At 73.4% G+C, this 13120-nt stretch carries 11 protein-coding genes; 5 read left to right on the forward strand and 6 right to left on the reverse strand.

The genetic code is table 11. From position 1 onward, the window contains the following. Positions 1-17: 17 nt before the first annotated feature. Positions 18-1763: a malto-oligosyltrehalose trehalohydrolase gene (gene treZ, locus SCK26_RS08700; RefSeq protein ID WP_318200694.1), complete on the forward strand. Its 1746-nt coding sequence runs from the start codon at positions 18-20 to the stop codon at positions 1761-1763. A 16-nt stretch (positions 1764-1779) separates the two neighbouring features. Here the strand turns inward: treZ and SCK26_RS08705 are convergent, their stop codons facing one another. From SCK26_RS08705 to cyc2, 4 genes are all read right to left on the reverse strand, one after another. Then, entirely contained in the window at positions 1780-2715 is a 936-nt protein-coding gene (locus SCK26_RS08705; RefSeq protein ID WP_318200695.1) for an aminoglycoside phosphotransferase family protein, read from the reverse strand. Between the two features lie 53 nt (positions 2716-2768). Further along, on the reverse strand, positions 2769-3890 hold the full coding sequence (locus SCK26_RS08710) for an aminopeptidase P family protein (protein ID WP_318200696.1): 1122 nt from the start codon (positions 3888-3890) through the stop codon (positions 2769-2771). Positions 3891-4071: 181 nt separating this feature from the next. Further along, a complete protein-coding gene (locus SCK26_RS08715; RefSeq protein WP_318200697.1) occupies positions 4072-4617 on the reverse strand; it encodes a PDZ domain-containing protein in 546 nt (181 codons plus the stop codon). A 197-nt stretch (positions 4618-4814) separates the two neighbouring features. Then, a complete protein-coding gene (gene cyc2 / locus SCK26_RS08720; protein ID WP_318200698.1) occupies positions 4815-6977 on the reverse strand; it encodes a germacradienol/geosmin synthase Cyc2 in 2163 nt (720 codons plus the stop codon). 153 nt (positions 6978-7130) lie between these two features. Between cyc2 and SCK26_RS08725 the strand changes: the two genes are divergently transcribed. Both SCK26_RS08725 and SCK26_RS08730 read left to right on the forward strand, forming a co-directional pair. Continuing rightward, positions 7131-7940: an alpha/beta hydrolase gene (locus tag SCK26_RS08725; RefSeq protein WP_318200699.1), complete on the forward strand. Its 810-nt coding sequence runs from the start codon at positions 7131-7133 to the stop codon at positions 7938-7940. Then, on the forward strand, positions 7937-9202 hold the full coding sequence (locus SCK26_RS08730) for a cytochrome P450 (protein ID WP_318200700.1): 1266 nt from the start codon (positions 7937-7939) through the stop codon (positions 9200-9202). Before SCK26_RS08725 ends, SCK26_RS08730 begins: the two co-directional genes overlap by 4 nt. Before the next feature lie 124 nt (positions 9203-9326). On the opposite strand, the gene SCK26_RS08735 is transcribed toward SCK26_RS08730, so the two are convergent. Both SCK26_RS08735 and SCK26_RS08740 read right to left on the reverse strand, forming a co-directional pair. Next, entirely contained in the window at positions 9327-9974 is a 648-nt protein-coding gene (locus SCK26_RS08735) for a ScbR family autoregulator-binding transcription factor (protein WP_318200701.1), read from the reverse strand. A gap of 439 nt (positions 9975-10413) precedes the next feature. Then, positions 10414-11064: a Tat pathway signal sequence domain protein gene (locus SCK26_RS08740; protein ID WP_318200702.1), complete on the reverse strand. Its 651-nt coding sequence runs from the start codon at positions 11062-11064 to the stop codon at positions 10414-10416. A gap of 622 nt (positions 11065-11686) precedes the next feature. Between SCK26_RS08740 and SCK26_RS08745 the strand changes: the two genes are divergently transcribed. Continuing rightward, entirely contained in the window at positions 11687-12385 is a 699-nt protein-coding gene (locus tag SCK26_RS08745; RefSeq protein ID WP_318200703.1) for a DUF6230 family protein, read from the forward strand. Next, complete coding sequence (locus tag SCK26_RS08750) at positions 12385-12852, forward strand: DUF6114 domain-containing protein (protein WP_318200704.1); 468 nt, start codon at positions 12385-12387, stop codon at positions 12850-12852. Before SCK26_RS08745 ends, SCK26_RS08750 begins: the two co-directional genes overlap by 1 nt. The last annotated feature ends 268 nt before the right edge of the window (positions 12853-13120 follow it).

The raw sequence follows: 13120 nt of genomic DNA on the forward strand, positions 1-13120 counted from the left end.
ACGAAGGGGAACCGTCCGTGCAGTTCGAGGTGTGGGCACCGCAGGCAGACCGAGTGACGCTCCAGTGCGAGGGCGCCACGCGCGCGCTGGCGCGCGATCCCGGGCGCGAGGGGTGGTGGACGGGTGAGGCGGAGGCGGCGGACGGCGCGCGGTACGGGTTCGCGCTGGACGAGGGTCCGGTGCTGCCCGACCCGCGCTCGCGCCGCCAGCCGGACGGCCCGGACGGGCTGAGCGCGGTCGTGGACCACGGGCGCCACGAGTGGCGCGCGCGGTGGGCGGGGCGCGGGCTGCCCGGCGCGGTGCTGTACGAGCTGCACGTGGGCACGTACACCCGCGAGGGCACTCTGGACGCCGCCGCGGACCGGCTCGAGCACCTGGTGGAACTGGGCGTCACCCACGTGGAGTTGATGCCGGTGTGTCCCCTCCCGGGACGGCACGGCTGGGGCTACGACGGGGTGTCGCTGTGGGCGGTGCACGAGCCGTACGGCGGGCCGGAGGCGCTGAAGCGGTTCGTGGACCGGGCGCACGGGCTCGGGCTGGGCGTCGTCCTGGACGTCGTCCACAACCACCTGGGCCCGTCGGGCAACCATCTGCCGCGGTTCGGGCCGTACTTCACGGACACGCACTCCACTCCGTGGGGCGCGGCGGTGAACCTCGACGCGCCGGGCTCGGACGAGGTGCGGGCGTTCCTCGTCGGCAGCGCGCTGGCGTGGCTGCGGGACTACCGGATCGACGGGCTCCGGCTGGACGCGGTGCACGCGCTGTACGACACGCGCGCCCGCCACTTCCTGGAGGAGCTGTCGGCGGCCGTGGACGGCCTGGCCGAGGAGGTGGGCAGGCCGCTGTTCCTGATCGCCGAGTCGGACATGAACAACCCGCGGTTCATCACCCCGCGCGCCGAGCACGGCCTCGGGCTGCAGGCGCAGTGGAACGACGACTTCCACCACGCCCTGCACGTCGCGCTGACCGGCGAGGCGCAGGGCTATTACGCCGACTTCGCGCGGGAGCCGTTCGCCGCGCTCGCCAAGACGCTCACCCGCGGCTATTTCCACGACGGCACGTACTCGTCGTTCCGGGGCCGGCACCACGGCCGTCCGCTGGACCGCGCGCGGACGGCCGGGCACCGGCTGCTCGGCTACAGCCAGACCCACGACCAGATCGGCAACCGCGCCCAGGGCGACCGGCTCGCCGCGCTGCTCTCCCCCGGCCTGCTGGCCTGCGCGGCCACGCTGACGCTGACCGCGCCGTTCACGCCGATGCTGTTCATGGGCGAGGAGTGGGCGGCGGGCACGCCCTGGCAGTACTTCACCGACCACACCGACCCGGAGCTGGCCGAGGCGGTACGACGGGGCAGGCGGCGGGAGTTCGCGGCGCACGGCTGGGCCGAGGAGGACGTACCGGACCCGCAGGACCCGGCGACCCGGGAGCGGTCCTGCCTGGACTGGTCGGAGCCCGGACGCGAGCCGCACGCGCGCGTGCTGGACTGGTACCGGCGGCTGATCGCGCTGCGCCGCGCCCAGAGCGACCTCACCGACCCCGACCTCGCCGCCACGCAGGTGGCGTACGACGGGCAGGCCCGCTGGCTGGCCTTCCGGCGCGGCGACGTACGGGTGGCGGTGAACCTCGGCAAGGAGAGCGCGGCGATCCCGCTGGGCACCGGCCGGGTGGAGGTCCTGGCAGCCTGGGAGCCGGTGCCGGCGCCGGGCCCGGACGGACTGCTGCACGTGCCCGGCGAGTCCTGCGTGGTGCTGACCGGGCCCTGAGGCCCCGGCGGCTCCCTCACGGCTCCGGCTCGTCCTCCGGGAGGTCGGTGACCCGCTCCAGCAGGATCGGTTCCCAGGCGCGGCGCAGCTGGGTCCGCAGCAGGGGCAGGGAGCCGCCCGTGCGGCCCTCCAGGTGGTCGGCGAGCCGGACGACGGTGTCGCAGCGGGCCAGCCACAGGCCGCGCAGGCAGGGGCGGGCGCCGTAGCCGGCGAGGGTGGCGGCGCGGACGGCCGCCGGGGAGCCGACGGCGAGGGCGAGCCCGGCGATGTCCTCGGCGGGGTCGCCGAGGGCCGCCCGCGTCCAGTCCAGGACGCCCCGCACCCGGCCGTCGGCGCTGACCACCACGTGCGCGCCGGTCAGCCCGTGGTGGGTGAGGACGGCCGCACCGGACTGCGCGCTGAGCTGGGCCGCGTTGGCCGGGGAGAACTGGTGCAGCCGGGCGGAGTCGAACTCGTCGGCGGCCGTGAGCCGTTCGGCCGCGTGCACGGCCATCCGGCGCAGCGCCTCCAGCGAGCGCGGCGCGGTGCGGGGCACGCCGAGCGCCTCGGCCTGGCGTCCGGGCACCGCGCGCAGCCCGGTGAGCAGCCCGGCGAGGTCGGCCTCGCCGACGGCGGAGACGTCGTGTTCGTCGGCCGTGCCGCCGGGCACCCGGGTGTCGAGGGTGTAGGCGAGGCCGGGTGCCCAGTCGCCGTGCGCGACGCTGACCGGGACGGCGACCGGCACCTGCGGGCGGACCAGGTCGCGCAGCCGCAGCTCCCGGCGGCGGAGTGCGGACGCCTCGCGGTCGGGGGCGAGGCGCAGCACATGGCGGGCGCCGATCCACCAGGTGTGCTCGCCCTCCTCCGTCACGGGCCGCACGTCGGGCCCTCCGGTGCCGTCGCGGCCCTCCTTGAGCAGCGAACGGACCAGTCGGCGGACGGTGTCCGCGGTGGGTGTCGGTGCCTGGGTCATGGGTGCGGGCGTCGCCGTTCGGGTGTCGTCGGGGCGGGATCTCACGGGCGTCCTCAGTCCACGGTGACCATCTCGCGGGTGGTGTTGTTCAGGCGCCGGCCGCCGTCCTCGGTGACCGTGACGATGTCCTCGATGCGCACCCCGAAGCGGCCGGGCAGGTAGATCCCGGGCTCCACGGAGAAGCACATGCCGGGCACGAGGGGCCGCTCCTCGCCCTCGATCATGTACGGCGGTTCGTGCGTGGTGACGCCGATGCCGTGGCCGGTGCGGTGGATGAAGTACGCGCCGTACCCGGCGTCGGTGATCACCGCGCGGGCGGCGCGGTCGACGTCCTGGCAGGCGGCGCCGGGACGTACGGCCTGGTAGCCGGCCTCCTGGGCGGCGCGCACCACGTCGTGCACCCGGCGCTCCTCCTCGGTGGGTTCGCCGACGTGGACGGTGCGGGTGGTGTCGGAGCCGTAGCCGTCCTTCAGGCCGCCGAAGTCGAGGACGACCATGTCACCGGGCCGGATGACCCGGTCGCCGACCTCGTGGTGCGGGTTGGCGCCGTTGGGGCCGGAGCCGACGATGGTGAAGTCGACCTGTTCGTGGCCGAAGCGGCGCAGCAGGCCGGCGAGGTCCCGGCCGACGTCGGACTCGCGGCGGCCGGCGAAGGGCAGCTTCCGGATCTCCTCGAACGCCTGGTCGGCGGCGGCTCCGGCGGCCGCCAGGAGGTCCAGTTCGGCCTGGTCCTTCACCGCGCGCAGCATGGGCAGGGCGTCGGTGAGGGCGGCGTAGGAGGTGCCGGGCAGGGTCCGCTGGAGGCCCAGCAGGTGCATCGACCAGGCATTGTCGCTGATGCCGAACCGGCCGCGGTCGTCGAGGAGGGCGGCGGTGACGGCGTAGGGGTCCGCGCCGTCGGTCCAGTCGCGCAGCGTCAGCGCGGGAGCGCCGGGGGCCTGCTCGGCGTCCGGGGCCTCCAGGGTGGGCACGACGAGGACGGGGTCGCGGCCGGGGGCGAGGACGAGGACGGTCAGCCGTTCGGTGACGGCGGTGGGCGCGTAGCCGGTGAGCCACACCAGGTCCGGGCCCGGGGCCACGAGCAGCCCGGCGAGGCCGGCGTCGGCCGCGGAGCGCACGGCGCGCTCCATGCGGGCCCGGTAGTCGGCGGCGGTGAAGGGCGTGGTACCGGTCATCCGGGCCTCCGGGCGCTGCGTGGGAAAGGGTGCGCTGACGTCTCGGGCAGCATCCTGCCCGCCCGGCCGGGCCCACGCGAGCCGATCGCCGGAACGGACGTGCGGAGGTACGCGGCGAAGCGGCTGGGCATGGACCCATGATGACGCGTGGGACGGACGGTGACCAGCGGTTCCGGAGGCGTCAGGTGACCAGCCCGGGGGTCACCGTCAGCCGCTGGTGGGCACCGCTGTGGTGGCGCACGGTGAGCGGCAGGGCCGTTCCGGAACGGGAGCGGGCGACGGCGCGGGCGAGGCCGGCGGCGGTGTCGACGCGGGCCGCGCCGAGCTGGAGCACGACGTCCCCGCGGACCAGGCCGGCCGTGTAGCCGGGGCCGGGCACATGGACGGCCACCACCAGCGCGCCCGCCTTCTCGTCGTCGACCACCTCCACGCCGAGGGTCGCGCCGGGCGGAGCGGGGTCCGGGGCGGCGTGGGGCGCGGGGCCGGGCGGCGGGGCCGGGCGGGCCGGCCCGGCGAGCCCGCCGACGCCGGTCATCGTGGCACCGGCCATGCCGATGCCGACGCCGCAGAGCAGCAGTACGGTGCCGGCGCCCGCGCCGAGCAGCAGGGTCCGCAGCCGCCGTGCGCGCCGGGGCGCGGCGTGCGGGCGGCGGGCGGGGCCCGGGGTGCCCTCGTCCTGCCGGTGCTGACCGGGGATCGGCTTGGGCCGCAAAGCGGTCTGTTCCATGGTTCGCTCGCCTCCGGCTGGTGATCTACCCGGACGGGCGGCCCATGACGAGACACGAAAGGATGAGATTGGCCGGAGGGTGGCGGAGGGTATCCCTGGCCGACGAGCCGACACCGGCCGCCTCCTCGGCACGCTCGGCCTCATCCATTCCTCCCGGCCTCGCCGTTCCGGCCGGAGCGGGAGCTGGCTGACGACCCTCAGCCGAGCGACAGGGCCGGAACGGCGGGCGGGCGGTCGGGGAGGAAGCCGTGGGTGCGGCGGCCCAGCCACTCGGCCTTGTAGCGGTCGACGGAGCGGTGCCAGTTCAGGATGCCGGCCAGCCAGTTCTGCAGATCCAGCACATAGGCGGCCATGGCGGTCCTGGCCTCCTCCGACAGCGCCAGGTCGTCGTAGAGGATGGGCAGTTCGTGGGCGATGACGTGCTCGAACTGCCGCATGCGCTGGGTCATCAGGTCGTGGACGACGCTCAGCGCGGGCGGGTAGTCCACGCCGAAGAAGTTCTGGACGACCAGGACGGCGTTGTGGATCTCGCCCTCGTACTCGATCTCCTTCTGGTAGGAGAAGACGTCGTTGAGGAGGCAGGCGTAGTCGATGGCGGCGTTCTCCAGGGAGCGCACCGGACCGCTGGCGTACACCTCGGCCGGGACGGCGGGGCCTTGTCCCATCCGGCACAGGCTCAGGGTGAGGTCCGAGCCGAAGGTGGCGCGCCGCATCTCCAGGTAGTCGACCGGGTCCGGGACGCGGTTCTGGAGCTGGTTGGACAGCTCCCAGACCCAGCTCTCGGTCATCGCGTCCACGGCCGTCTTCAGGGTGCGGCGCTGGTCGGTGGTCATGGCGGCCGTGGTGCGCGTCCACAGGTCGATCAGGGCGCGTTCCATGGCGTTGCCGGGGACGACGGGCGGTTCGCCCTCGACCGGCATGCACTGCGAGAGCCGGGCCGTGGTCAGGCGGGCCGCGGCCAGGTCCCTGCGGTGGCCGTACACCAGCGGGTAGTAGTCGTCGCCGTAGGTCCCCCAGGCGAGCCAGTGGGCGCTGAGATCGAGGGCCTCGGGAGTGGCGTCCGGGTCCAGGCCGGCCGAGCACAGCGCGAGGTCGTAGGCGGCGAGCTTGTCCTCGTCCCAGACTCCCTCCCGCAGGACGCCCATGCGCCGGCACCAGTCGACGAGGTGGCCGCGGGCCTGGTCCAGGTGGGGGCTGAGCTGGAGTTCGTAGGGCATGTACAGGTCGGGGATGCGGGACGGGCCGACCTTCTGGAAGGGCACGTGCGTGTAGGCACGCAGGCGGTTGCGCGCGGCCGGGGCGAGGAGCGCGCCGATGTCGGCGGCCGAGGTGCCGGGGCCGCTCGGCGTCTGCCACGGCGAACGGGACCGCGCGCCCTTGTTCATGTAGCGGCTGGAGCGCAGGTGCCATTCGTGGCCGCCGGACTGCCAGTCCTGGAGGCCCTTGGTGTAGGCGGCGACGGCGACGGCCTCGCCGGGGGTGAGGCCCTTCTCCACGGCGACGGCGGGGACTTCGGTGAGCGCGGTGTGCTCGAACTGATGCAGCCGGGAGGTGAGCACGTCGTTGACGGTGTCGGCGGCTTCCTGGGTGGTGCAGCCGAAGAACGTCTCCAGGACCAGGACGCCGTTGCTGTTCTCGCCCTCCTCCTCGACCTCGCGCTGGTAGGAGAACAGGTCGTTGCGCAGGTGGACGGCGTCGGAGAACGTCTCCATGAGGACGCGCAGCGGGCGGGTGCCGGCGACGGCGGCGGGCACCTCGGCGGTCGCGTACTCCACCAGCCCGGCGGACCAGGGGGCGCCGCCCACCTTGCGGCGCATCTCGATGTACTCGACGGGGTTGGCGATCCGTCCCTCGTTGATGTTGGACAGCTCCCACATGGACTCGTTGAGCAGGTGTTCGGTGGCCACCGAGAAGCGGCGCCGCCAGTCCACGGACATCGCCGGCACGGTGCGCGCCCACAGGTCCTTCAGGCCCGCCTCCACCGGGTTCTCCGGCTCGGGCACGGGCGTGCCGGGGTCGAGCGGCATGAACAGCGGCAGGCGGTCCAGGTGCGCCTTGCCGGCGGCGCGGTCCTGGGTGCGCTTGAACATGTCGAGGAAGTGGTCGTCGAAGAAGAACACCCACACGTACCAGTCGGTGATCAGCGACAGGGCGGGTCCGTCGCAGTCGGGGTGGGTGTAGGCGCACAGGAGTCCGTAGTCGTGTGCCTCCAGGTCGGCCTGGTCCCAGATCCCGGAGCCCTCCAGCATGCCCATCTCGCGCGCCCACCCGGTGGAGTGGGCGCGGGCCTCGTCCAGGTGCGGGTTGAGCCGCGCGGGGTACGGCATGTAGAAGTGCGGGAGTTCGAACGGCTGCGTCATGGCCGGGGCCCTACCCGCGCCCCCGAACCCCCATCCACTCCAAGGCACATGATCACACCATCGCGTGAACCCTCCGGGAAACCGGCAACGCCGGCGGGGGGTTGTGGCGTTGGCTGCCTTGCCGTGCCCGCGGGCGGGGGCCACGGTAGGCGCATGACCTCCTTCGTGCTGCCCCATGAGGTGCGCGGCGACGGCGCCCACAAGGTGTTCGCCGTACACGGCTGGTTCGCCGACCGGTCCGCGTACGCGCCCGTGCTGCCGGACCTGGACCGTACGTCGTTCACCTACGCGCTGGTGGACCTGCGCGGCTACGGCGAGGCCCGGGACGCCCCGGGCCCGTACACGACCGCCGGGGCCGCCGCGGACCTGGTGGCGCTGGCGGACCGGCTCGGCTGGCGGCGGTTCTCGGTGGTCGGGCACTCGATGGGCGGCGCGGTGGCCCAGCGGCTGCTCGCGGTGGCCCCGGACCGGCTGCGCCGGATCGTGGGAGTCTCGCCCGTGCCCGCCTCCGGCCTGCCGCTGGCCGGAGAGCAGGCGGCGCTGTTCACGCAGGCGGCGCACCGGGCGGAGAACCGGCGCGCGATCATCGACTTCACCACCGGCGGCCGCCGTCCCGCCGCCTGGCTGGACCGGATGGTCGCCCGCTCGCTGGAGCGCAGCGACGCCACGGCGTTCGGGGCCTGGCTGGACTCGTGGTCGGGCGACGACTTCAGCGCCGAGGTCGCCGGTGCCGAGGTGCCCGCGCTCGCCGTGGCCGGCGCGCTCGACCCGGCGCTGTCGCCGGAGGTCATGCGGCGGACCTGGCTGTCCTGGTATCCGCGCGCACGGCTGGCGGTCCTGCCCGGCGCCGGGCACTACGCCATGGACGAGACCCCGCTGGAACTGGTCCGTACCGTGGAGGACTTCCTGCGCGCGGAGCAGGAGGACGGGGCGCGGGACGCGGGCCGGGGCGGGCGGGCGTGAGCGGGCGCACGGGCCCGCCGGTGCCGGACGTCTTCGATCCGCGCCGGTACGCCGAAGGCGTGCCCTACGACGACTACCGCGTGCTGCGCGACCATCATCCGGTGGCCTGGCAGGAGGAGCCGGAGGTGCTGGACTGGCCGGCCGGGCCCGGGTTCTGGGCGGTGACCCGGCACGCGGACGTCGTCCGGGTGCTGAAGGACGCGGGGACGTACTCCTCCCACGCGGGCGCGACCCAGATCCGCGACCCCGATCCGGAGGATCTGCCGTTCATCCGGCGGATGATGCTCAACCAGGATCCGCCGGAGCACGGGCGGCTGCGCAGGCTGGTGAGCCGCGCCTTCACGCCGGGACGCGTGGAGCGGTTCGCGGCGGTCGCCCGGGAGCGGGCGCGGGCGCTGCTCGCGGGAGCCCTCGCGCGGGCGCGGGAGGGGGACGGCACGGTCGACCTGGTGGCCGCCGTCACCGACGAGTACGCCCTGCTGAACCTGGCGGATCTGCTGGGTGTCCCGGCGAGCGACCGGGGGCTGCTGCTGGACTGGACGCGGCGGGTCATCGGCTACCAGGACCCGGACGAGGCCGGTCCGCCGGTGCGGGACCGGGCGGGCAGGCCGGTGAATCCGCGGTCGCCGGCGATGCTGCGGGACATGTTCGACTACGCCGGGCGGCTCGCGGCGCACAAGCGGCGGCATCCCGCCGACGACATCATGACGACGCTCGCGCACGACGCCGAACTCGCCGGCGCGGAGCTGGAGATGTTCTTCTTCCTGCTCACCGTGGCGGGCAACGACACCGTGCGCGCCGCGGCCCCGGGCGGCCTGCTGGCGCTGGCGGAGCGTCCGGAGGTGTACGCGGCCCTGCGCGCCGGAAGGGCCGGTCTGCCGACGGCCGTCGACGAGTTGCTGCGCTGGCATCCGCCGGTGCTGACGTTCCGCCGGACGGCCGTGCGCGACACCGAGCTGGCGGGTCGCCGGATCCGGGCGGGCGACAAGGTGGTGGTGTTCCATGCCGCGGCCAACCGGGACGAGCGCGTGTTCGCCGACCCGGACCGGCTCGACCCGACGCGCTCCCCCAATCCGCACGTCTCGTTCGGGGACGGTCCGCACGTCTGCCTGGGCGCTCACTTCGCCCGGCTGCAACTGCGGTTGCTTCACGAGGAGGTGCTGCGCGTCCTGCCGGTCCCGCCGGTCCTCGCCGGACCGGCCGCTCGGCTGGTGTCGAACTTCGTCAACGGCGTCAAGGCCCTGCCGGTGACGGTCGTCTGACGGGCCGGCCCGTGTCGGCGGGCCGGCTCCGGCAGGGGACCAGGCCGTCGGTGCCGACCTCGGTGCCGGCGATCACGGGTGCGGGCGGGGGTCCCGGGACGTGTCCGCCGCCGTGTCGCGGATGTCAGGCGGCACGGACCTCCCGTTCCAGCTGCGTGGCGAGGGTGACGTAGCGGGGACGCCGGTGCACCGGGACGAGGCCCCGGATCACCAGGTGCCACATCTCGGCGACCCTGCGCGGCAGCCGCCCGACGGGTTCGAGCGAACGGCCGGCGACCCGGGTGCCGACGAAGAAGCAGACGAGGGAGTGGGCGACCACTGCCACGTCCAGGTCCCCGTGCAGGTCGGCCTCCCGGACGGCTCCGTTGAACTTGCGGGTCGCGAACTCCAGCCACTCCGTGAACGGATGCCGCAGCGGCGCCCGTACGGGGATGTCGGCGGTGGCGAGGCGGAGCCCGGCACGCGGCACGGGGTCCTCCACGGCGAGCCGGGCGATCCCGAAGGTGGTGCGCATCAGGGCTTCCAGCGAGGAGCAGCCGCGGCCCTCGATGTCGGCCACGAGCTGCCGCGCGGCCTTGGCCTGGAGTTCCAGTATCGCCTGGGCCAGGTCCTCCTTGGCGGCGAAGTGGAAGTACAGGGCGCCCTTGGTGACCTTCGCATGCGCGACGATATCGCTCAGACTGGTGGATTCGTAGCCGTGCCGGTCGAACAGGTCGGCGGCGGCCGTGATGATGGTTGCGCGGGTCTGTTCAGCGCGTAACTGCCTCGCCATCCCGTGACCCCTCCTCGCACCTCAAAAGAACAGGACATGCGGTTTGTTTTCAGTCCCCCGCATACGATAACTCACCGCACGGGATCGGGAGTCCAGAGGTGCACGCACGCGATATGACACGTGTCAGCGGCACGACAGGCGCCGGGCGGACTCCCGGCAGCGGGCGCCGCACGCTTTGATCGTCACGATACGAGGCGGACGTCCGGTTCTCAATGACACGTCGGAGCAGGCGCGAAGCAGGACAACCGGTCGATGCTTCGCGCCCCTGGAGAGCCGAACGCGCCCCGTCGCTCTCTCCCGGACCCGCCCCGTCGCTCTCTCCCGGACACGGCGAAGCCGTCGGCGCGGTCCGCGTGCACACGGACCGCGCCGACGGCGGGTTCGCCGCAGGCGCCGCTCCCGGCTCGCGGCTACGACGCGAACCGGACGGCTCGGCCGGTCAGTTCACGTAGACCCGGACACCCGCGTCGGTGACGGGCGCGTACTTGGCCGTGAAGTAGCCGTTGGCGAAGCACAGCGACGACCCGGAGACCTTGGTGAACTGCTGGTTGGTGAAGGTGATGCTGCTGTCGGCGTTGTCGGCCTTGCCGGTCAGACCGGGCGCCTGGTACACGCAGGTCACGGTGCCCAGCAGAGTGCGCAGCTGGACCGTGGCCTGGATGACCGAGCCGCTCGGGGGCGTGACGGTGAGGGTGCCGCTCGAAGTGATCGTCGCCGAGTACGGCAGGTTGTTGATGGTGATGCCGTTGACACCGAGGACACCGGTGACGTTGCTGGTGCAGGTGTTGCTGTCGAAGGTGTGCGCGGTGACGGACTCGGTGGCCGTGCCGGGCGCGGCCGGGTTGCTGGTGACCTTGGCGGTGAACTGGGACGCGGTGCACTTGACGCCACTGGTGCCGGTCGCGCTGGAGTAGAACGTGGCGGGCGTGCCGGAGGCCAGGGGCGCGGTGAGGGTGTCACCGGCGGCGACGGCGGTGCCGCCCGTGCTGCCGGTGGTCAGGACCGTACCGGCCGCGGACGCCGGGGTGGCCCACGCGAGTCCGAGCGCGGTGGCGGTGGCGGCGAGGGCGAGGAGGGAGCGCGTACGCATGCGGGTGCCTCTCTTCCGAGGTGGGGGACAGATGAGGTGCGGTGGGGGGTGGCGGACGGTGCGTGCGATGCCGCCGGCGCGGGGCCGTGACGCCTTCTCCGTACGCTGCGGATCCGCGACGGCGGCACACCGGGCACCGGCCGAAGGCCTCGGGGTAAGACCTCCGGCCGGGCCGGACGAGGGAGCGGCCGGCACGGCGGAAAAAGAGGGAAAGCGACCCGTGCCGGAGCCGCGCTGCGCGGTGGAGCGGTTGCCGTACAGGGCCGGGAACGCGGCCGGTGCAGTGCCGCTGGACGCGACTGGCGCGCCTGCCGGATCCGGCGCCACGGATCCGTGGAAACTGGGGAAGTTGTAGACCTGATCAACCGTCAGCGTCAAGGCATCGCGGGCGAGTTGTGGCATGCGGGGACGGCACGCGCGGGTCCGTCACCGGTTTTCCACATCTCCCTTGACCCTTCAAACTAACCGGCGGTAACTTCGCCGAAGGCTACTGCCGCGTAACCAGAAAACCCTTGCGCCCGCCGGGAGTCGCGAGGAGAGGTGCGCGGCATTCGCTGTCCGCGCCAGGACACCGCGCCACCTGAAGCCCAATCCGCATTGATTCATGCACATGGGAGCAGACATGGCCTCGTCCCCGGACATCCCGTCCGCCGGCAACACCCCCGAGCACTCGGGGAGCGCCACCCCGTCCGAAGCCGCCGACACCGCCGGTACCAGCGCCGGCGGAACGAGACGCGGGCGGGTCAGGGCCCGCCGCGCCGCGATGATGGCGGTTCCCGCCACCCTCGCGGCCGCCGGTCTCGCGGTCCTCACCGCCCAGGGAGTGCTGGGTGTGCAGTTCGCCATCTCCGGCATGCCGTTCACGGTCACCGCTCAGGACCTGGACGGCACCGGCTTCGAGCAGTTCGGCGCGCTCGACAACATGGCGGAGGGCAGCCCGAACGCCGGGGACACCGGCGGGCAGGTGCTCGTCGTCACCTCCGCGATCAAGGAGGCCACGCTCACCAAGCTGTGCCAGAGCGTCGACCTCGGCGGTACCAACCTGCTGATCACCGCGGGCAACGGCAAGAAGAAGGTCACCGCGACCGACCTGACCACCGACTCGACCGTGCTGTCGGGTGACGCGGAGTTCAACAAGATCGAGATCGGCAACGACGCCAGCACGCTGGACAAGGCGGGCGTGAAGGGTCCGATCGGCGTCTTCAGCCAGCAGGCCGACCACGTGCACATCGCCGATCTGCGGCAGGTCAACTACGCGACCACGGCCGCGGTGTTCAGGCTGCCCGGGCTCAAGCTGCGCTTCAGCGACTCGGGTTGCTGATGGCCGCGCCGGACCGCGCACACCGGGGACCGAGGCTCGCCTTCCGTGGATGGCGGGCCCGCCGGCCGTTCTGGGGCGGGCTGCTGCTCGCCCTGGGCGGCGGCGAGATCCTGCTCACCGAGAAGGCCTCGCTGAAGGTCGTACTGCACATCGGCATGCAGGGCCTGGCCGGTTATCTGCTGCCGACCCTCATGGTGCTGCTGGGCCTGCTGATCCTCTTCAACCCTTCCCAGCGGCTGTTCTACTCCATCACCGGCATGCTGCTCTCTCTGGGCAGCTGGCTCACCTCCAACCTGGGCGGCTTCTTCATCGGCCTGCTCCTCGGCGCCGTCGGCAGCTGCCTGGCCTTCGGCTGGCTGCCGGACCAGGAACCGCGCGTCAGCCGTCGCAAGCGCCGCAGGCAGGCGCGCGCCGCGGCCCGGGCCCTGGCGTCGGAGCGGACGGGAGGAATGGAGCGGGCGGCCTGACCGGAACCGGGAGACCTGGCACCACGAGGTGATGTACGGCCTCTACGACGGCGAGGTGCCCGGCGGTGTCGACGTACCCACGCCTGGCGGCGGCCCCGCTCGCCGAGGGGGCGGGCGGTGCCCTGCCCGCCGTCAGCCGGCACCTGACCGAGCCGCCACTCCGGAGCAGGCACCCGGCGCAGCTCTCCGGAACTTCTCGGCCGCTCCGGTAGTTTCTACGTTGCTGTAGAAGTTATCGCCGGGTGCCGCAAGAGGCGTCCGGCGGCCC

It is taken from the genome of Streptomyces sp. SCL15-4 (genome assembly GCF_033366695.1).
In the GTDB taxonomy this organism is placed as follows: Bacteria; Actinomycetota; Actinomycetes; order Streptomycetales; family Streptomycetaceae; genus Streptomyces.